Origin of the sequence: Pseudomonas monachiensis, assembly GCF_047345015.1 — a bacterium.
In the GTDB taxonomy this organism is placed as follows: Bacteria; Pseudomonadota; Gammaproteobacteria; order Pseudomonadales; family Pseudomonadaceae; genus Aquipseudomonas; species Aquipseudomonas monachiensis.
Genome location: NZ_CP178857.1, coordinates 1,813,925 through 1,833,433, shown reverse-complemented (window position 1 = coordinate 1,833,433; position 19,509 = coordinate 1,813,925). Strand labels below are relative to the sequence as shown.

Below are 19,509 nucleotides of genomic sequence, written 5' to 3'. Positions count from 1 at the left end.
AACACTATGAGTGCAAAAGTCTGGCTGGTAGGTGCGGGCCCGGGTGATCCGGAGTTGCTCACATTGAAAGCGGTACGCGCCTTGCGCGAGGCAGATGTGGTGCTGATCGATGACCTGGTCAATGTCGCGGTACTCGAGCATTGCCCCGGGGCGCGGATCATCCCGGTGGGCAAGCGCGGCGGCTGCCGCTCCACCCCGCAAGCGTTCATCCATCGCCTGATGCTTCGTTATGCCCGGCAGGGTAAATGCGTGGCACGGCTCAAGGGCGGCGATCCATGCATTTTCGGTCGCGGTGGAGAAGAAGCGCAGTGGTTGCGTGAGCGTGGGGTCGAAGCCGAGTTGGTCAACGGCATCACTGCCGGGCTGGCGGGGGCAACGCAATGCGATATTCCGCTGACTTTGCGCGGTGTCGCCCGTGGTGTCACGCTGGTCACCGCACACACCCAGGACGACAGCCAATTGAACTGGCAGGCACTGGCCCAAGGCGGAACGACGTTGGTGATTTACATGGGAGTGGCCAAGCTCGGTGAAATCCGGGAACAGCTATTGGCCGGCGGCATGGCGACGGATACGCCCGTGGCCATGATTGAAAACGCCTCCTTGCCCCATCAACGGGAATGTCGGAGCACTCTCACAGACATGGATGAAGCTGCCTACAGATTCCAACTGAAAAGCCCTGCCATAATGGTGATCGGTGCAGTGGCAGCCAGTGCAACTCAATCCCTGTGGCAGCATGATTTGCCTGTGATGACGGCAGATCAGTCAGCGTAGTTTCACCCGTTTCACCAAATCGCAGACAAAGAAAAGCCCGGCCTGAGCCGGGCTTTTCAGAGCTGCGAGCTAATTACTTAGCTTGAGCTTCAACCTGCGCTTCTACGCGACGGTTAACAGCGCGACCAGCTTCAGTTTTGTTGTCAGCAACTGGGCGGGATTCGCCGTAGCCAACGGACTGAACGCGGGACGACTCAACACCGTACTGGTTGGTCAGAACTTGCTTAACGGCGTTTGCACGACGCTCGGACAGTTTCTGGTTGTAAGCGTCAGGACCGACGGAGTCAGTGTGACCTTCAACAGTAGTGGTGGTGGATGGGTACTGCTTCATGAAGTCAGCCAGGTTCTTGATGTCGCCGTAGCTGTTTGGCTTGACTACCGACTTGTCGAAGTCGAACTTCACGTCCAGCTCTACACGAACGACTTCAGCAACAGCTGGGCAGCCATCAGCGTCAACAGTTACGTTGGCCGGGGTGTCCGGGCACTTGTCAACGTTGTCGCAAACGCCGTCGTTGTCGCTGTCGGAGCAAACTTCTGGAGCTGGAGCTGCAGCGACAGGCTTGTTGCCGCCACCGAAGTTAACACCCAGACCTACGGACGGGATGTAGTCCCAACGGCCGTTGTCCAGCTTGTAGTCAGCTTCTACGCCAGCACGAGCGTAGACGTTTTCCAGGAAGTAGTACTTCAGGCCAGCGCCAGCAGTCAGGAAAGTCGACTGGTCACGACCGGTGTGGCCGTCAGCGGCTACGTTGGTCATGCTGCCGTGCTTAACACCACCTTGAACGTAAGGACGCAGAGCGTCGCCAGCGTTGTTGAAGTGGTACTGAGCGTTCAGACCAAACTGGTCGCCTTCGATTTTCTGATTGCCAGTACCGTTGTTCGAACGGGTGTAGTCGTCGTTGTTGTAGGTAAAGTTCAACGATACGTCGTCGGTCAAGAAGTAACCGATGGAGGCGCCAGGAGTGTAGCCGTCTTCAACGTTGTTAACGCTGTCGTTGTACTTCTTCCCGTAGTTGAGCTCGCCTTCAACTGCGCCTTGGCCTTGTGCCAATGCGCCGAACGAAGTAGCGGCAATAAGAGTACCAATGGCCAAGCCCAAGGTGTTTTTCAGTTTCATCCGTTAAATCCCCATCTGGTGATTGTGAAGCAGTCCCGCAAACCGGGGGACAACTCGGCGGCAAGTCTAACAGAACTTGCCTACGCGTAAGAGATATTTGCGCTGAACTAAGTTTCAGCAATGCCTGCAAATTTCTCACGCAATTTATCTAGAGCGCGTTTGTACCGCATTTTTGTTGCACTCAAACCCATATGCATGATGTCTGCGATCTCCTGAAACTCCAGCTCTGCGACAAATCGTAGCACCAGAATTTCACGGTCAATCGGGTTCACATACACCAGCCAGCGATCAAGTCCACCTTTTTCCTCAGGTTTCGGCGTCTTTTCTTCGGACGCTTCCTCGAGGGGGTCAAGACTCAATGCGTCCATCAAGCGACGCTTTCGCCGTTCCTTTCGATACTGTGTGATGCACTCGTTGTACGTGATGCTATATAGCCATGTCTTGAACTTCGATTTACCTTCGAAGTTCTTCAGGCCATACAGCACCTTCAACATGACCTCCTGACAGACATCGTCTGCGTCGCGATCGTTCCCAAGATATCGTGCACACACGTTAAATAATGTTCGCTGGTAACGCCGCATCAGTTCTTCATAGGCACGTGTTACGTGAAACAGCTCGGTATGCGAGCGCGCGACCAACTCCTCATCAGAGAGCTCGCGGGGGTCGTAGCGCATGGATAACGATTGGGCTTTATTCAAAACAAGTCGGGCCGACAGTCAGGTCAATGTCCGCCGCAGCCAGCGTGAGCAGGCATTTTGCGGCGGCATACATTAGCAGGGTTTGCCGGGTTAGCGGCTACTCACATGCTGCTCAAGGAGGATCCGATTGGAAAGAGAGACTAGCTCACCCTCATCGGTCAGCAATGTGGTTTTAACCGTGCCGATCTCTTCGATCTGGCCTTCGACCTCGCCAACACGCACTTGTTGCCCAACCTGGTACAGCTCACGCACGTAGATTCCCGCAAGAATCTGGCCGGCAATTTCCCGGCTTCCCAACCCCATGGCCAGCGCTACCGCCAGACCAACGGTTATCAACACAATCACAATCACATGGTTCAGCAGGTCAGTCTTGACCTCCAACTGGCTGATCGCAACCGAAATACTGATTATGATCACCAGGCCCTGGGCAATCCGCCCAAGCCCTGAAGCATAGTCCAGACCCACGCCTTCTGCCGCTCCACGCACCAGACCGTTGGCCAGTTGCGCCAGCAAGACACCTACCAGCAACACCAGCGCCGCGCCAAACACCTTCGGCAAATACAACGCAAGCATGTCCAGCGTAGCTGAAACTCGCTCAAGGCCAAGGGATTCTGCGGCAGAAACCAGAAAAATAAGCAGAACGAACCAATAGACGATCTTGCCGATCAGGGTCGAAATAGGAACTTGCAACCCTGCGCGGGACAGCAACTTGGTCAGGCCGGTGCCACCCATCAAGCGATCAAGGCCCAATTTGGCGAGCAATTTCGACAGCAGGGTGTCGAGCAGCTTGGCCACGACGAAACCCAACAGCAGCACGACCAGTGCGCCGAACAGGTTCGGAATGAAGTTCGCAACCTTGGTCCACAACGCAGTCATTGCAGTGACGAGGCTCTGAGTCCAGAGATCAAGTTCCATATTCAATCAGCCTTATCAGCAGTGCGGGCAGCAGGTTTACGAAGACGGGATACCGGCGCGACATGGGCCGATCCGTTATTGAGGGCGATCATCAGTGCGGGCAACCAGCGCCCCAGCAGACTGAACAAATCACCGGCGCCGACCTGGCGGTTGGCGGTTTTCAGCACACGCCCCAGGCACGCATCGTCGTCCCGGGTAGACGGTGAGGCGTTGAGCATGTCGCGCAAAGACTGTTCAAACGGATCGTGCATACGCACCTCTCGTGATGTCTGTGGGAGACGCGGTCAGAGTTGGTCTGGTCACATGGCTTCCCTCAGACCCAGCGCAAACGTCGGAACAACCACCACTGCCCCAGTGCCACCGAGACCATCATCAGGCAGGCGATCAGAAAGCCGTAGGGGCTGGCAGAGAAAGGAATTCCACCGACATTGATCCCCAACAGCCCGGTCAGAAAACTCATCGGCAAAAAGATCCCGGTGATGATCCCGAAGCGGTACATCGTGCGGTTCATACGCACGTTCAAGCGACGGTCCTCAGCCTCCAGGACCAGCCCCACCCGCTCCCGGGTCAATTCCAGCTCTTCAAGATAACGAGTCAGGCTGTTGTTCAATTCGTTCCAGTAATCGCCATCGTCCTCGACGAACCAGGGCAACTTGATCCGCGTCAGTTGACCGAAAATATCCCGCTGCGGAGCAAGAAAGCGCTTCAACGCAGCCGCCCGGCGACGAATCTGCAAAACCGATCCGTGCTCAGGAGTATACCGTTCGTCGGCATCCAGCTTTTCTTCTTCCTCATCGACCACTTCCGAGAGACAGCTGACCAGATCCTGCACCTTGTTGGTGAGGTACTGCGCCATGCAAAGGATGAGTTCGGAGGCAGTTTTCGGCCCCTTGCCCTCGGACAGTTGCACCAACAACTCGTCAGTGGCACGCAACGGACGCAAACGCAGGGAAATGACACGCTGGGCAGAGCCGAAGATCCGCACCGACACCATGTCTTCCGGCTCAGCACCGGGGTTCAGATTGACCCCGCGCAAAAATAGCAGCAGTTCGCTGTCGGAAAGCTGTAAAAGTCGCGGACGAGTGTTTTCTTCGAGTAACAGGTCACAGCTGAATTCGCTCAGACCGCTGGATTTGCGTAACCAGGTCCGGGTTTGCGGATGACTGCGATCCCAGTGCAGCCACAGGCTTTCATGGGCCTGCAGCTGCAAGTCATCGAGTTCAGTCCGGGCAATCGAACGCGCGCCGCCTTTACCGTCCAGCACCAGGGCATGCACCAGCCCCCATTGCGCGTTTTCTTCCTCGAACATCCGCACTCCTTTGGTCGACCAGCGCTTTATTCAGGCATTTGCAGCGGGCTGGGCGAGATGATCACGCCGTTGTTGTCCGCATAGATGTAATGGCCCGGGTGAAAAGTCACGCCGGCGAAGGTCACGGCAACGTTGAGATCGCCGAGCCCGCGCCTGTCGGATTTCCTCGGGTGGCTGGCGAGGGCCTGAACGCCCAGATCGGTCTGTGCGATGATATCGACGTCACGGATGCAACCGTAGATCACCAGCCCTTCCCAACCGTTTTTCGCGGCTTTCTCGGCCAGCATGTCACCCAGCAACGCATGACGCAGGGAACCGCCACCGTCTACCACCAGCACTTTGCCATTCCCCTTGAGCTCGACTTGCTCCTTGACCCGCGAGTTGTCTTCGAAGCACTTGATGGTCACGATTTCGCCACCAAAGGAATCACGGCCGCCGAAATTGCTGAACATCGGTTCCAGCACCTGCACCAGTTCCGGATAGGCATCGCACAGGTCAGGCGTGAGGTAATGGATCATCGAGAAACTCCTGTGAAGAGGAAGACAGCACGAACATCGGTGATGGCTCAGTCACGCATTGTGACCGGAACAGCTCAATGCGTCATATCTTAGCCGCAAGCCGACCGGAGCGAAATGCCCTTGTTAGAGCGTCAGGCTCAGATTGCCGCGGCCAACTCCTGTTGCGCGCCTGGCAAAGGTGTCTGCTGATCAGCCAACCAGCGCGTCACCAAAGGCCAGACTTCAGCCTGGGCTGCCTTGCTGACGAGCATTTCCACGTGACCGAAATTGTCGCCGAAGCCCTGCTCGCGCCCCAGGTTGATGAATTGCTTGTGCTCGGAGCCGAACTGCTCGAACAATTTGCGACACGCCCACGCCGGGTCCTGATGATCGCCCGCGGCACTGACCGCCAGCACGGGCAACTTGACCTCGGCCAGGCCTGCCCACCAGTCCTTGTCGGCATCACCGAAGCGCCCGAACAGGCCAAACCAGCGCATGCTTTCCAGGGCCAGGCCGATAGGCTCGTCCTCCGGACCGCGCTTGAGTCTTGAGCCGGACAACTGGGCAAAGCGCTTGAGAATGAAGCGACCACTCCACTCCACCGGCGGAATCTTCAATGGCCAGTAAGTGCGGCTGACTTGTGTACCGAAAAACGCCGCCGAAGCCACGACCGGCTCACCGATGTACTCGCCACCCAGCGCTGCGGCCAGTGTAGTACCGCCCAGCGAGTGACCGATCCAGTGCGGCACCTGCCCGTTCTGTTCGCGCACGAACGCGCCAATGGCCGGCAGGTCATAGCGCGCGTAGTCGGCGACACGGTTCTTGCGGTAGTCGTGGTTACGCTGGGACAGGCCGTGACCGCGCATTTCCGGAATCCAGACGTCGAACCCCAGGCGAGCCAGGTAAGCGCCCAATCCCAGGCCCTTGGGAGAGAACCAGAACCGGCGATTGGAAAAGCTGCCATGCAGCAGGATCACCGGCACGCCACGGGAGGATGACTCATCGGCCATGCCAAGGCGTGTCACAGCCAGTTCGACAGTGAAGTCGGGGCTGTTACCGGGTTTCAATCGATAGACATCTTCGCTCAGATCACCGCGCCGTTCGGCGCTGATCAGGGCGACAGGAAATAGGTTGCTGCTGCTTTGCATAATCTCTTGCACAAAAAAGGGCGGCATCCAGATGGAGCCCGCCCTGCTTGAATCTCAAAGGCAGCGTTCACCGACCACACTGCCAATCATTGCAGGAGCGAGCCTGCTCGCGATGGTCGCCAACGATAACGCGTTCATGCTGAAAAAACGCGCTGTTCTGCAGTCCATCGCGAGCAGGTCAGATCGCCGCACCGTCGCTCCTACAGGATCAAGCCTGCGCCTGACCCTCTGCCAGGAAGAACCAGGTTTCCAGTACGGAGTCCGGGTTCAACGATACGCTTTCAATGCCCTGCTCCATCAGCCACTTGGCCAGGTCCGGGTGGTCCGAAGGACCCTGACCGCAGATGCCGATGTATTTGCCGGCCTTGTTGCACGCGGCAATGGCATTGGCCAACAGCTTCTTCACCGCCGGATTACGCTCGTCGAACAGGTGGGCGATGATGCCGGAGTCACGGTCCAGGCCCAGGGTTAGCTGGGTCAGGTCGTTGGAACCGATGGAGAAACCGTCGAAGAACTCTAGGAACTCTTCAGCCAGGATGGCGTTGGACGGCAGTTCGCACATCATGATCACACGCAGGCCGTTCTGGCCACGGGCCAGACCGTTTTCCGCCAGCAGATCGACCACCTGGCTCGCTTCACCCAGGGTACGGACGAACGGCACCATGATTTCGACGTTGGTCAGGCCCATCTCGTTGCGCACACGCTTGAGAGCGCGGCATTCGAGTTCGAAGCAGTCGCGGAACGATTCGCTGATGTAACGCGAGGCGCCGCGGAAGCCCAGCATCGGGTTCTCTTCTTCCGGCTCGTACAGCTTGCCGCCGATCAGGTTGGCGTATTCGTTGGACTTGAAGTCCGACAGGCGCACGATGACCTTTTTCGGCCAGAACGCAGCCGCCAGGGTGCTGATGCCTTCAACCAGTTTCTCGACATAGAAGCCGACCGGATCGTCGTAACCGGCGATGCGCTTGTCGACGCTGTCCTTGATGTCCTGCGGCAGGCCGTCGTAGTTCAGCAATGCCTTGGGGTGCACGCCGATCATGCGGTTGATGATGAACTCCAGGCGGGCCAGGCCCACACCGGCGTTCGGCAGCTGCGCGAAGTCGAAGGCGCGGTCCGGGTTGCCGACGTTCATCATGATCTTGAACGGCAGCTCCGGCATGGCGTCCACGGAGTTCTTCTTGATGTCGAAGCCCAGTTCGCCTTCGAAGATGAAACCGGTGTCGCCTTCAGCGCAGGAAACGGTCACGCCCTGGCCGTCTTTCAACAGCTGGGTGGCGTTGCCGCAACCCACTACCGCAGGAATACCCAGCTCACGGGCGATGATCGCCGCGTGGCAGGTACGGCCACCACGGTTGGTGACGATCGCGCTGGCGCGCTTCATGACCGGTTCCCAATCCGGGTCGGTCATGTCGGAAACCAGTACGTCGCCTGGCTGGACCTTGTCCATCTCGGACACGTCCTTGATGATGCGGACCTTGCCGGCGCCGATGCGCTGGCCAATGGCACGGCCTTCCACCAGCACGGTACCCGTCTCTTTCAACAGGTAGCGTTCCATGACGTTGGCCTGGGTGCGGCTCTTCACGGTTTCCGGACGGGCCTGCACGATGTACAGCTTGCCGTCGTCACCGTCCTTGGCCCACTCGATGTCCATCGGGCACTTGTAGTGCTTCTCGATGATCATCGCCTGCTTGGCCAACTCGCTGACTTCGGCGTCGGTCAGGCAGAAACGTGCGCGTTCAGCCTTGTCCACGTCGACGGTCTTGACCGAACGACCGGCCTTGGCCTCGTCGCCGTAGATCATCTTGATGGCCTTGCTGCCCAGGTTGCGACGCAGGATGGCCGGACGACCGGCAGCCAGCGTACCCTTGTGGACGTAGAACTCATCCGGGTTCACCGCGCCTTGTACGACGGTTTCACCCAGGCCGTAGGCGCCGGTGATGAACACCACGTCACGGAAGCCCGATTCGGTATCGAGGGTGAACATCACGCCGGCGGTGCCGGTTTCGGAGCGGACCATGCGCTGCACGCCAGCGGACAGGGCCACCAGCTTGTGGTCGAAGCCCTGATGCACGCGATAGGAAATGGCACGGTCGTTAAACAGCGAGGCGAACACCTCTTTGGCGGCGCGAATGACGTTTTCGACACCACGGATGTTCAGGAAGGTTTCCTGCTGGCCGGCAAAGGATGCGTCCGGCAAGTCTTCGGCGGTGGCGGAAGAACGCACGGCCACGGCCATCTCAGGGTTGCCGGCGGACAGCGTGGCGAACGCGGTACGGATTTCGGCATTCAATTTTTCAGGGAACTCGGCTTCCATGATCCATTTGCGGATCTGGGCACCGGTCTTGGCCAGGGCATTCACGTCATCGACGTCCAGGGCATCGAGCGCATCGTGAATCTGCTGATTCAGGCCGCTCAGTTCCAGGAAATCACGATAAGCCTGAGCGGTTGTGGCGAAGCCGCCGGGCACCGATACACCGGCACCTGCAAGGTTGCTGATCATCTCGCCCAGGGATGCGTTCTTGCCCCCCACATGCTCTACATCATGGACGCCGAGCTTATCGAGGGAAACTACGTACTCTACCAAGGTGATCTCTCCACTAACTGTGTTGGAAAAGCTCAGAAACCGGCTGCTTAAGTGAGCATTTGCCGGTTATATGGCCTGGACCTGGAAAATAAGTGAGAATGCGGGCCAATGGCGGCCGGCAAATCGCGCCTATCATATCCAAGATTCGTCACTAGCTTAAGGCCCAAGGTGCAAATGAAACGATCTGCTTTCTTTATCTCCGATGGTACCGGCATTACCGCCGAAACCCTGGGTCAAAGCCTTCTGGCGCAGTTCGAAAACATTACCTTCAGCAAAGTCACGCGGCCGTACATCGACAACGTGGACAAAGCGCGGGCCATGGTACAACAAATCAACAAAGCCGCCGAAACCGACGGCTTCCGTCCGATTATCTTCGACACCATCGTCAATCAGGACATTCGTGAGATTCTCGCAACCTCGAATGGTTTCATGATCGACATTTTCTCGACGTTCCTGGCGCCGCTTGAACAGGAACTGACCGAGCATTCTTCCTACACCGTGGGCAAGTCCCACTCCATCGGCGCCAACACCAATTACATGGAGCGTATCGAGGCCGTTAACTTCGCCCTCGACAACGACGACGGCGCCCGCACGCACTATTACGATAAGGCCGACCTGATACTAGTGGGCGTGTCGCGATGCGGTAAGACGCCGACGTGCCTGTACATGGCGATGCAGTTCGGCATCCGCGCAGCCAACTACCCGCTGACCGAAGACGACATGGAACGCCTGCAACTGCCTTCCGCCCTGCGCGCCCACCAGCACAAGCTGTTCGGCCTGACCATCGACCCCGACCGCCTCACCGCGATCCGCAACGAGCGCAAGCCCAACAGCCGCTATTCGAGCTACGCCCAGTGCGAGTTCGAAGTGCGTGAGGTCGAGAACCTGTTCCGCCGCGCAAACATCCCGCACATCAACTCCACGCATTTTTCGGTGGAAGAAATCTCCGCGAAAATACTTGTGGAGAAAGGCGTCGAGCGGCGGTTCAAGTAGCTCTCCGGCGCCTGATCTACTGCTTTCGCGAGCAAGCCCGCTCCCACATTGGATTTCTGTCATACACAAATTTTGTGTTCACAGCAGATCCCCTGTGGGAGCGGGCTTGCTCGCGAAGAACGATAACGCGGTCTCCTAGATCACAAACAAATCCACAAACCGGTTCACCGCTGTCGCTTCAAGCCTCTGCTGATCCTTGCACAGCGCGAAAATCTCCTCGCTGCGCTGCCCCGCGAATCGTGTCAGCAAGTTCGCCCTGAATTTCTCCTCCAGCAACGGAATACCTTCAGCCCGACGCCGACGATGCCCAATCGGGTATTCCACGACGACGTTTTCCGTGCTCGAACCATCCTTGAAAAACACCTGCACCGCGTTGGCAATGGAGCGTTTATCGGGCTCCAGATACTCACGGGTGAACCGCGATTCCTCAACAATCACCATTTTGTCGCGCAGCACATCGATGATCGGATGCGCCTTGTGAAAATCATCCTCGTAGTACTCGGCAACCAGATTGCCGAAAGCCAGCGGTACAGCAGTCATGTACTGGATGCAGTGATCGCGATCAGCAGCATTGGCCAGTGGGCCGACCTTGGAAATGATGCGAATCGCTGACTCGTGAGTGGTGATGACGATCCTGTCGATTTCATGCAGGCGATTGCGCACCTGCGGGTGCAGGATCACCGCCGCCTCACAGGCCGTTTGTGCATGGAACTCGGCCGGAAAACTGATCTTGAACAACACGTTTTCCATCACATAACTGCCGTACGGTCGCGAGAAACTGAACGCACGTTTGTCTTCAGGCTTGAGCGCCAGATCATTGTTGTTGTGGCTGAACAATACGTCGTAAAACCCCCACTGCCTGGCACTCAACACACCGGGTATACCCATTTCGCCGCGCATCGCCATGTCCGCCAAACGCACGCCACGACTGGACGCATCCCCCGCCGCCCAGGATTTACGCGAACCGGCATTCGGTGCATGCCGATACGTGCGCAATGCCTGACCGTCAGCAAAGGCGTGAGACAACGCCGACAACAACTGCTCGCGATTGGCCCCCATCAGCTTGGCGGTGACTGCGGCCGAGGCCACTTTCACCAGAATGACGTGATCGAGGCCGACACGGTTGAACGAGTTTTCCAGGGCAATCACGCCTTGAATCTCGTGGGCCATGATCATCGCTTCAAGCACTGTACGCATGGTCAGCGGTGCTACGCCATTCGCCAGGTGCTTTTGTGATAAATGGTCGGCTACCGCGAGAATACCGCCGAGGTTGTCCGACGGATGCCCCCACTCCGCCGCGAGCCATGTGTCGTTGTAGTCGAGCCAGCGCACGATGCAGCCGATGTCCCACGCCGCCTTCACCGGATCGAGTCGATAACTGGTCCCCGGCACCCGGGCGCCAAACGGCACGACAGTGCCTTCTACCACTGGCCCCAAATGCTTGGTGCACTCGGGAAAACGCAGGGCCAGCAGACCGCAACCCAAGGTATCGATCAGGCAGTTGCGCGCGGTATCCAGCGCCTCAATTGACTCGATCCTGTAGTTGAGGACGTAATCGGCAATGTCCTGCAGGACCTTGTCGTAGTCGGGGCGGTTGTTCAGGTCGACGTTGGCACTCATGTTCGATTCACTCTATGAAGTGGGTCGTTGATGGGACCTCGGCTCAGGAATCTCGGTGTATCACTGCTTTCTTGTTTTGAAATCAGATCAACTGTAGGAGCTGCCGAAGGCTGCGATCTTTTGACTTTGTTTTTTAGAATCAAGATCAAAAGATCGCAGCCTTCGGCAGCTCCTACAGGGTTTGTGTTGGTTAGAAAGAATCACCCGGTACACGAACGTACCCTTCCATCAACACCCGCGCACTGCGGCTCATGATCGCCTTGTTCACGGTCCATTCGCCATTGACCTGGCTGGCCTCTGCGCCGACGCGCAAAGTGCCGGACGGATGGCCGAAGCGCACCGCGTTGCGTTCGATACCGCCTGCCGCGAGGTTAACCAGCGTGCCGGTGATCGCTGCCGCCGTGCCGATTGCCACCGCCGCAGTCCCCATCATCGCGTGGTGCAACTTGCCCATCGACAGCGCACGCACCAGCAGGTCGACATCACCCGCCGCAATGGCTTTGCCACTGGACGATACGTAATCCGCCGGCTTGGCGACGAAGGCCACCTTCGGCGTGTGCTGCCGCTTGGCCGCTTCGTCGACGTTCGAGATCAGGCCCATGCGCAGCGCGCCGTAAGCGCGGATGGTTTCGAACATCAGCAGGGCTTTCGGATCGCCGTTGATGGCGCCTTGCAGCTCAGTGCCTTTGTAGCCGATGTCTTCGGCATTAACGAAAATCGTCGGGATGCCGGCGTTGATCAGGGTCGCCTTGAAGGTGCCGACGCCAGGTACTTCGAGGTCATCCACGAGGTTGCCGGTCGGGAACATCGAACCGCCACCGCCCTCTTCATCCGCTGCCGGATCGAGGAATTCAACCTGTACTTCGGCGGCCGGAAAGGTTACGCCGTCGAGTTCGAAGTCACCGGTTTCCTGCACTTCACCGTTGGTGATCGGCACGTGGGCGATGATGGTCTTGCTGATGTTGGCCTGCCACACGCGAACCACGGCCACGCCGTTGTGCGGGATGCGGCTGGCATCGACCAGACCGTTGCTGACGGCGAACGAACCGACTGCCGCGGTCAGGTTGCCGCAGTTGCCACTCCAGTCCACGAAAGGCTTGTCGATGGAAACCTGGCCGAACAGGTAATCGACGTCGTGATCAGCCTGGGTGCTTTTCGACAGGATCACGGTTTTGCTGGTGCTGGAGGTCGCGCCGCCCATGCCGTCGATTTGCTTGTCGTACGGATCGGGGCTGCCGATCACGCGCAGCAACAAGGCATCGCGGGCCGGGCCTGGAACCTGGGCCGCTTCAGGCAAATCCTTGAGACTGAAAAACACGCCTTTGCTGGTGCCGCCGCGCATGTAGGTGGCGGGAATTTTGATCTGCGGTGCGTGAACCATGGTGCTCGTTACTCCTAATCCAGAAACAGACATGGGACTCAAAGTCCCATGTCTGTGCAGCGTTTTAGACGGCAACCGCCGATTCTTCGAGGAAGTCCTGGGCGAAGCGTTGCAACACGCCGCCGGCCTCGTAGATCGACACTTCTTCAGCGGTGTCGAGGCGGCAGGTCACCGGCACATCGACGCGCTCGCCGTTCTTGCGATGGATCACCAGCGCCAGCTCGGCACGCGGGGTGCGCTCACCGATGACGTCGTAGGTTTCGCTGCCATCAATCGCCAGGGTATGGCGGTTGGTGCCTGGTTTGAACTCCAGCGGCAACACGCCCATGCCCACCAGGTTGGTGCGGTGAATGCGCTCGAAGCCTTCGGCGGCAATCGCTTCGACACCGGCCAGACGCACGCCTTTTGCTGCCCAGTCGCGGGACGAACCCTGACCGTAGTCGGCACCGGCAATGATGATCAGCGGCTGCTTGCGATCCATGTAGGTCTCGATGGCTTCCCACATGCGCATCACTTTGCCTTCCGGCTCGACGCGGGCCAGCGAACCTTGCTTGACCTTGCCGTCTTCCTGAACCATTTCGTTGAACAGTTTCGGGTTGGCGAAGGTCGCACGCTGCGCGGTCAGGTGGTCACCACGGTGAGTCGCGTAAGAGTTGAAGTCCTCTTCCGGCAGGCCCATTTTCGCCAGGTATTCGCCGGCGGCGCTGTCGAGCATGATGGCGTTGGATGGCGACAGGTGATCGGTGGTGATGTTGTCCGGCAGTACCGCCAGCGGGCGCATGCCCTTGAGCGGACGAGCGCCGGCCAGCGCGCCTTCCCAGTACGGCGGACGGCGGATGTAGGTGCTCATTTCACGCCAGTCGTACAGCGGCGCGACTTTCGGGCCGGTGTCTTCGTGGATGGCGAACATCGGGATGTAGACCTGGCGGAACTGCTCAGGTTTGACCGAGGCCTTCACCACCGAGTCGATTTCTTCGTCGCTCGGCCAGATGTCTTTCAGGCGAATTTCCTTGCCGTCGACCACGCCCAGCACGTCTTTTTCGATGTCGAAACGGATGGTGCCGGCGATGGCGTAAGCGACCACCAGTGGCGGCGAAGCGAGGAACGCTTGCTTGGCGTACGGATGAATCCGGCCGTCGAAGTTACGGTTGCCGGACAACACGGCAGTGGCGTACAGGTCGCGGTCGATGATCTCTTGCTGGATCACCGGGTCCAGTGCGCCGGACATGCCGTTGCAGGTGGTGCAGGCAAAGGCCACGACGCCGAAGCCGAGCTTGTCCAGCTCATCGGTCAGGCCGGCTTCGTCGAGGTACAGCGCGACGGTTTTCGAACCCGGTGCCAGGGACGATTTGACCCATGGTTTGCGGGTCAGGCCGAGCTTGTTGGCGTTGCGCGCCAGCAGGCCGGCGGCGATCACGTTGCGCGGGTTGCTGGTGTTGGTGCAGCTGGTGATGGCGGCGATGATCACCGCGCCATCCGGCATCTGGCCAGGCACGTCTTCCCATTGGCCGGAGATGCCTTTGGCCGCCAGATCCGAAACCGCGACACGGGCGTGCGGGTTGCTTGGGCCAGCCATGTTGCGCACCACCGAGGACAGGTCGAAGGTCAGGCCGCGCTCGTATTGCGCGCCCTTCAGGCTGTCGGCCCACAGGCCTGCGGTCTTGGCGTAGTTCTCGACCAACTGCACCTGCTCGTCTTCACGGCCGGTGAGCTTGAGGTAGTCGATGGTCTGCTGGTCGATGTAGAACATCGCCGCGGTGGCGCCGTATTCCGGAGCCATGTTGGAGATGGTCGCGCGGTCGCCAAGGGTCAACCTTGACGCGCCTTCGCCGAAGAATTCCAGCCATGCGCCAACCACTTTTTGCTTGCGCAGGAATTCGGTCAACGCCAGCACCATGTCGGTGGCGGTGATGCCCGGTTGCAGCTTGCCGGTCAGCTCGACGCCAACGCTTTCTGGCAGACGCATCCACGAGGCGCGGCCGAGCATCACGCTTTCGGCTTCCAGGCCACCGACACCAATGGCGATCACGCCCAGCGCATCGACGTGCGGGGTGTGGCTGTCGGTGCCGACGCAGGTGTCAGGGAACGCCACGCCGTCGCGCACCTGGATCACCGGAGACATTTTCTCCAGGTTGATCTGGTGCATGATGCCGTTGCCTGGCGGGATCACGTCGACGTTCTTGAACGCCTTCTTGGTCCAGTTGATGAAGTGGAACCGGTCTTCGTTTCGACGGTCTTCGATGGCGCGGTTCTTCTCGAACGCTTCCGGATCGAAGCCACCGCGCTCGACGGCCAGGGAGTGGTCGACGATCAGTTGGGTCGGCACCACCGGGTTGACTTGCGCAGGATCGCCGCCTTGCAGGGCGATGGCGTCACGCAGGCCGGCAAGGTCGACCAAAGCGGTCTGGCCGAGAATGTCGTGGCACACCACGCGGGCCGGGAACCACGGGAAGTCGAGGTCGCGCTTGCGCTCGATGAATTGCTTCAGGGATTCGGTGAGCGTGGCCGGGTCGCAGCGACGCACAAGGTTTTCCGCCAGCACACGGGAGGTGTACGGCAGGGTGTCGTAGGCGCCAGGCTGGATCGCCTCGACTGCCGCGCGGACGTCGAAGTAATCCAGGTGGCTGCCGGGCAGCGATTTGCGAAATTCAGTGTTCATCGTCAGGACTCGGTCACGGTAGTTACAAAAGGTGGGGCCTGGCACCAGACTTGAAGTTCACACCATCCACTGTGGGAGCGAGCTTGCTCGCGATAGCGATGTAACTGCCGACATTGATGTTGAATGTCAGCCCGTCATCGCGAGCAAGCTCGCTCCCACAGGGATCTGCGTTGATTTCAGATCCCGGTGCCGACCTCCACCATTCAGCGTTGTTCGATTGGTACGAACTTGCGCTGTTCAACGCCGGTGTACTCGGCGCTTGGACGGATGATGCGGTTGTTGGCACGTTGTTCGTACACGTGGGCGGCCCAGCCGGTCAGGCGCGAGCAGACGAAGATCGGTGTGAACAACTTGGTCGGGATGCCCATGAAGTGGTACGCCGAGGCATGGTAGAAGTCGGCGTTCGGGAACAGTTTCTTCTGCTCCCACATGGTCTTGTCGATGGCCTCGGACACCGGGAACAACACCTTGTCGCCCACTTCGTCAGCGAGTTTTTTCGACCAGCCCTTGATCACTTCGTTGCGCGGATCGTTGTCCTTATAGATCGCGTGGCCGAAGCCCATGATCTTGTCCTTGCGCTCGAGCATGCCGAGGGTGCCCTTGATCGCGTCTTCCGGCGACGAGAAGCGCTCGATCATTTCCATCGCCGCTTCGTTGGCGCCGCCGTGCAGCGGACCGCGCAGCGAGCCGATGGCTGCGGTGATGCAAGAGTAAAGATCGGACAGGGTCGATGCGCAAACACGCGCGGTGAAGGTCGACGCGTTGAATTCGTGCTCTGCGTAGAGGATCAGTGAAACGTTCATCACCTTGACGTGCAGTTCACTCGGCTTCTTGCCGTGCAGCAGGTGCAGGAAGTGGCCGCCGATGGACTGCTCGTCGCTCACGCAATCGATGCGCTTGCCTTCGTGGCTGAAGCGATACCAGTAGGTCATGATCGCCGGGAACGCGGCCAGCAGGCGGTCGGTCTTGTCGTGCTGCTCGGAGAAGTTGTTCTCCGGCTCCAGGTTACCCAGGAACGAGCAGCCAGTGCGCATCACGTCCATCGGGTGGGCGTCGGCGGGGATGCGCTCCAGCACTTCCTTGAGCGCCTGCGGCAGGTCACGCAGCTTGCTCAGCTTGGTGATGTAGGCATTCAGTTGTGCCTTGCTCGGCAGTTCGCCGTACAGCAGCAGGTAGGCCACTTCTTCGAACTGTGCGTCAGCCGCCAGTTCACGAACGTCATAACCACGATAGGTCAGACCGGCACCCGACTGGCCCACGGTGGACAGTGCGGTTTGCCCGGCAACCTGGCCACGGAGCCCGGCGCCACTGAGTACTTTTGCTTCGGCCATTTCTGCCTCCAGTTTCTTGAATTTATTAGGGAGTTATTCGACTTACTTCTTCGCGGCGAACAACGCATCGAGCTTCTGCTCGAAGGTGTGGTAGTCGATGCGATCGTAAAGCTCCATGCGGGTCTGCATGGTGTCGATGACATTCGCCTGCGTGCCATCGCGGCGCAGCGCGGTGTAGACGTTTTCCGCGGCCTTGTTCATGGCGCGGAAGGCCGACAGCGGGTACAGCACCAGCGACACGTCGACAGCGGCGAGTTGCTCGGTGGTGTACAGCGGCGTCGCGCCGAATTCGGTGATGTTGGCCAGGATTGGCGCTTTCACGCGGCTGGCGAACAGCTTGTACATGTCCAGTTCGGTGATGGCTTCCGGGAAAATCATGTCGGCGCCGGCTTCGATGCAGGCAGCGGCGCGATCCAGGGCAGATTCCAGGCCTTCCACCGCCAGGGCGTCGGTACGGGCCATGATCACGAAGCTGTCGTCGGTACGGGCATCGACCGCCGCCTTGATGCGATCGACCATTTCCTGCTGGGTCACGATCTCTTTATTAGGACGGTGGCCGCAACGCTTGGCGCCGACCTGGTCCTCGATATGAATCGCCGCCGCGCCGAACTTGATCATCGACTTCACGGTACGGGCCACGTTGAAGGCCGAGGAACCGAAACCGGTGTCCACGTCCACCAACAAAGGCAGGTCGCAGACGTCGGTGATGCGGCGCACGTCGGTCAGTACGTCATCCAGGCCGGTGATGCCCAGGTCCGGCAGGCCGAGGGAGCCGGCAGCCACCCCGCCACCCGACAGGTAGATCGCCTTGAAACCGGCGCGCTTGGCCAGCAGCGCGTGGTTGGCGTTGATCGCGCCGACCACTTGCAATGGATGCTCGCTGGCGACCGCATCGCGGAAACGCTGGCCTGGAGTGCTCTTGTTCAAACTCATGACTCACCTCGTTTGGCTGTCGGGTTGGCGCCGTCCTGGTAATGACGGGCGATGTTGCGTTTGGAGGCGCCGATGTGACGGCGCATCAACAACTCGGCCAGTTCACCGTCACGGTCGGCGATGGCATCGAGAATTCGGTGGTGCTCGGCGAACGCCTGGTGTGGGCGATTGGGCGTGCTGGAAAACTTCATGCGGTACATACGCACCAGTTGATACAGCTCGCCGCAGAGCATTTGCGTCAGGGTGCGGTTACCGCTGCCCTGGATAATCCGGTAGTGGAAGTCGAAATCGCCTTCCTGCTGGTAGTAGCCTCTCCCGGCCTGAAACGCCTCATCGCGCTCGTGGGTTTCCAGGACCCGACGCAGTTCGTCGATTTCTTCGAGACTCATGCGCTCGGCGGCCAGGCGGCAGGCCATGCCTTCCAGGGATTCGCGGATTTCGTATAGCTCAATCAGTTCGGCGTGGTTGAGCGACACCACCCGTGCGCCGACATGCGGCACGCGAACCAGCAGGCGCTGGCCTTCCAGACGGTGGATGGCCTCGCGCAACGGGCCACGGCTGATGCCGTAGGTACGCGCCAGTTCCGGTTCGGAAATTTTGCTGCCCGGCGCGATATCGCCTTTGACGATAGCCGCCTGAATGCGTCGGAAGACGTTCTCGGAAAGCGTCTCCGTATCGTCTTGCGTAGAAACCGGGGGATCGAGTTGATCCAGCATATTGTCGACACCTTGAAAGCCAATGCCGTAAAAACTAACGAATACAGGCGAATCAGTCAAAGGATAAATAGATATTGTCGACAATCTTCTGATAACCGGTTGCACCACAACGAAGCAACCCGTCTATTTATAGCCACCGGCCAGCGCTGGCGCCACCAAACCACCGTGCTAGAATGCCGCCCGCATTTGTTTGTCACATCTGCACTGCCTGTCATAAAACCCTGCCAGGCATACGAGGGAGCTTGCGCAGCGATGCCAGGGCCTTGAATCAAGTCGGACCGCTGCGCACCAGGATTTATGAGACTCAAGCCCTTCCCAAGCTTCCTTTATTTACTTTGCCTGCCCGGCTTCGCAATGGCCGGGGAAAAGACCGTGTATGGCCTCAATGAGTACGCATCGCTCAATGGCATCGACCTGGAAGTGGCGGCCAAACTCGACACCGGGGCGAAAACCGCTTCCCTGAGCGCCCGGGACATCAAACGTTTCAAACGCAATGGCGAATCATGGGTGCGCTTTTACCTGGCCATCGACGCCGCCCATTCGCACCCGATCGAACGCCCGCTGGCCCGTGTCAGCAAGATCAAGCGCCGGGCCGGCGACTACGACCCGGAGGAAGGCAAGAAGTACACCGCCCGCCCGGTGATCGAACTGGATATCTGCATGGGCTCGGCCCTGCGCAGCATCGAAGTGAACCTGACCGACCGCAGCGCTTTCCAATACCCGCTACTGATTGGCTCCGAAGCGCTCAAGCGCTTCGATGCACTGGTCGACCCCAGCCTTAAATATGCTGCCGGCAAACCTGCCTGCACCACCGACGCTCATACCGCCGAGTAATTC

17 protein-coding genes are annotated in these 19,509 nt (G+C 59.1%); 3 read left to right on the top strand and 14 right to left on the bottom strand.

All coding sequences use genetic code 11. The annotated features are described in order from the left end of the window. Positions 1-6: 6 nt before the first annotated feature. Positions 7-771, top strand: a complete 765-nt coding sequence (cobA, locus tag ACMDB8_RS08310) for a uroporphyrinogen-III C-methyltransferase (RefSeq protein WP_223542331.1) — start codon at positions 7-9, stop codon at positions 769-771. 73 nt (positions 772-844) lie between these two features. Here cobA and ACMDB8_RS08305 read toward each other — a convergent pair whose 3' ends face one another. The 8 genes from ACMDB8_RS08305 to ppsA form a co-directional block, all read right to left on the bottom strand. Further along, complete coding sequence (locus ACMDB8_RS08305; protein ID WP_056721911.1) at positions 845-1,888, bottom strand: OmpA family protein; 1,044 nt, start codon at positions 1,886-1,888, stop codon at positions 845-847. 107 nt (positions 1,889-1,995) lie between these two features. Beyond that, the gene (gene sigX / locus ACMDB8_RS08300) at positions 1,996-2,586 is read right to left on the bottom strand and encodes an RNA polymerase sigma factor SigX (protein ID WP_015096065.1); all 591 of its coding nucleotides are present in this window, start codon (positions 2,584-2,586) and stop codon (positions 1,996-1,998) included. A 90-nt stretch (positions 2,587-2,676) separates the two neighbouring features. Further along, positions 2,677-3,501 (bottom strand): mechanosensitive ion channel family protein, encoded by an 825-nt coding sequence (locus ACMDB8_RS08295; RefSeq protein ID WP_008048604.1) that lies wholly within the window; start codon positions 3,499-3,501, stop codon positions 2,677-2,679. A 2-nt stretch (positions 3,502-3,503) separates the two neighbouring features. Beyond that, positions 3,504-3,752: a hypothetical protein gene (locus ACMDB8_RS08290; RefSeq protein WP_008048593.1), complete on the bottom strand. Its 249-nt coding sequence runs from the start codon at positions 3,750-3,752 to the stop codon at positions 3,504-3,506. Positions 3,753-3,814: 62 nt separating this feature from the next. Next, positions 3,815-4,810 (bottom strand): zinc transporter ZntB, encoded by a 996-nt coding sequence (locus tag ACMDB8_RS08285; RefSeq protein ID WP_056721910.1) that lies wholly within the window; start codon positions 4,808-4,810, stop codon positions 3,815-3,817. A gap of 26 nt (positions 4,811-4,836) precedes the next feature. Then, entirely contained in the window at positions 4,837-5,325 is a 489-nt protein-coding gene (rraA, locus tag ACMDB8_RS08280) for a ribonuclease E activity regulator RraA (protein WP_177336456.1), read from the bottom strand. Between the two features lie 140 nt (positions 5,326-5,465). Beyond that, positions 5,466-6,455 carry an alpha/beta fold hydrolase gene (locus tag ACMDB8_RS08275; protein ID WP_409078456.1) on the bottom strand — a complete coding sequence of 330 codons (990 nt, stop codon included), beginning with the start codon at positions 6,453-6,455 and terminating at the stop codon, positions 5,466-5,468. Positions 6,456-6,663: 208 nt separating this feature from the next. Next, positions 6,664-9,039 (bottom strand): phosphoenolpyruvate synthase, encoded by a 2,376-nt coding sequence (ppsA, locus tag ACMDB8_RS08270; protein WP_223542330.1) that lies wholly within the window; start codon positions 9,037-9,039, stop codon positions 6,664-6,666. A 174-nt stretch (positions 9,040-9,213) separates the two neighbouring features. On the opposite strand from ppsA, the gene ppsR reads away from it, so the two are divergent. Then, positions 9,214-10,032: a posphoenolpyruvate synthetase regulatory kinase/phosphorylase PpsR gene (gene ppsR / locus ACMDB8_RS08265; protein WP_056721900.1), complete on the top strand. Its 819-nt coding sequence runs from the start codon at positions 9,214-9,216 to the stop codon at positions 10,030-10,032. Positions 10,033-10,167: 135 nt separating this feature from the next. Here the strand turns inward: ppsR and prpD are convergent, their stop codons facing one another. The 6 genes from prpD to ACMDB8_RS08235 all read right to left on the bottom strand — a co-directional run bounded on the left by prpD (position 10,168) and on the right by ACMDB8_RS08235 (position 18,672). Next, a complete protein-coding gene (gene prpD / locus ACMDB8_RS08260) occupies positions 10,168-11,652 on the bottom strand; it encodes a 2-methylcitrate dehydratase (protein WP_056721898.1) in 1,485 nt (494 codons plus the stop codon). Positions 11,653-11,842: 190 nt separating this feature from the next. Beyond that, the gene (prpF, locus tag ACMDB8_RS08255) at positions 11,843-13,033 is read right to left on the bottom strand and encodes a 2-methylaconitate cis-trans isomerase PrpF (protein WP_223542329.1); all 1,191 of its coding nucleotides are present in this window, start codon (positions 13,031-13,033) and stop codon (positions 11,843-11,845) included. A gap of 64 nt (positions 13,034-13,097) precedes the next feature. Then, entirely contained in the window at positions 13,098-15,692 is a 2,595-nt protein-coding gene (gene acnD / locus ACMDB8_RS08250) for a Fe/S-dependent 2-methylisocitrate dehydratase AcnD (protein ID WP_409078457.1), read from the bottom strand. A gap of 203 nt (positions 15,693-15,895) precedes the next feature. Next, on the bottom strand, positions 15,896-17,023 hold the full coding sequence (gene prpC, locus ACMDB8_RS08245; RefSeq protein ID WP_046042905.1) for a bifunctional 2-methylcitrate synthase/citrate synthase: 1,128 nt from the start codon (positions 17,021-17,023) through the stop codon (positions 15,896-15,898). A gap of 42 nt (positions 17,024-17,065) precedes the next feature. Further along, a complete protein-coding gene (gene prpB, locus ACMDB8_RS08240; protein WP_007971535.1) occupies positions 17,066-17,956 on the bottom strand; it encodes a methylisocitrate lyase in 891 nt (296 codons plus the stop codon). Beyond that, positions 17,953-18,672, bottom strand: coding sequence for a GntR family transcriptional regulator (locus ACMDB8_RS08235; protein ID WP_056721891.1), 720 nt, complete (start codon positions 18,670-18,672; stop codon positions 17,953-17,955). Before ACMDB8_RS08235 ends, prpB begins: the two co-directional genes overlap by 4 nt. A 297-nt stretch (positions 18,673-18,969) precedes the next feature. On the opposite strand from ACMDB8_RS08235, the gene ACMDB8_RS08230 reads away from it, so the two are divergent. Further along, entirely contained in the window at positions 18,970-19,506 is a 537-nt protein-coding gene (locus ACMDB8_RS08230) for an ATP-dependent zinc protease family protein (RefSeq protein WP_056721890.1), read from the top strand. Positions 19,507-19,509 lie beyond the last annotated feature (3 nt).

Coding starts and splice junctions, on each gene's coding strand:
- ppsR (WP_056721900.1), top strand. CDS start 9,214: ATGAAACGATCTGCTTTCTTTATCTCCGATGGTACCGGCATTACCGCC.
- ACMDB8_RS08295 (WP_008048604.1), bottom strand. CDS start 3,501: ATGGAACTTGATCTCTGGACTCAGAGCCTCGTCACTGCAATGACTGCG.
- ACMDB8_RS08230 (WP_056721890.1), top strand. CDS start 18,970: ATGAGACTCAAGCCCTTCCCAAGCTTCCTTTATTTACTTTGCCTGCCC.
- ACMDB8_RS08290 (WP_008048593.1), bottom strand. CDS start 3,752: ATGCACGATCCGTTTGAACAGTCTTTGCGCGACATGCTCAACGCCTCA.
- prpD (WP_056721898.1), bottom strand. CDS start 11,652: ATGAGTGCCAACGTCGACCTGAACAACCGCCCCGACTACGACAAGGTC.
- ACMDB8_RS08305 (WP_056721911.1), bottom strand. CDS start 1,888: ATGAAACTGAAAAACACCTTGGGCTTGGCCATTGGTACTCTTATTGCC.
- acnD (WP_409078457.1), bottom strand. CDS start 15,692: ATGAACACTGAATTTCGCAAATCGCTGCCCGGCAGCCACCTGGATTAC.
- prpC (WP_046042905.1), bottom strand. CDS start 17,023: ATGGCCGAAGCAAAAGTACTCAGTGGCGCCGGGCTCCGTGGCCAGGTT.
- ACMDB8_RS08285 (WP_056721910.1), bottom strand. CDS start 4,810: ATGTTCGAGGAAGAAAACGCGCAATGGGGGCTGGTGCATGCCCTGGTG.
- ACMDB8_RS08275 (WP_409078456.1), bottom strand. CDS start 6,455: ATGCAAAGCAGCAGCAACCTATTTCCTGTCGCCCTGATCAGCGCCGAA.
- prpB (WP_007971535.1), bottom strand. CDS start 17,956: ATGAGTTTGAACAAGAGCACTCCAGGCCAGCGTTTCCGCGATGCGGTC.
- prpF (WP_223542329.1), bottom strand. CDS start 13,033: ATGGTTCACGCACCGCAGATCAAAATTCCCGCCACCTACATGCGCGGC.
- cobA (WP_223542331.1), top strand. CDS start 7: ATGAGTGCAAAAGTCTGGCTGGTAGGTGCGGGCCCGGGTGATCCGGAG.
- ACMDB8_RS08235 (WP_056721891.1), bottom strand. CDS start 18,672: ATGCTGGATCAACTCGATCCCCCGGTTTCTACGCAAGACGATACGGAG.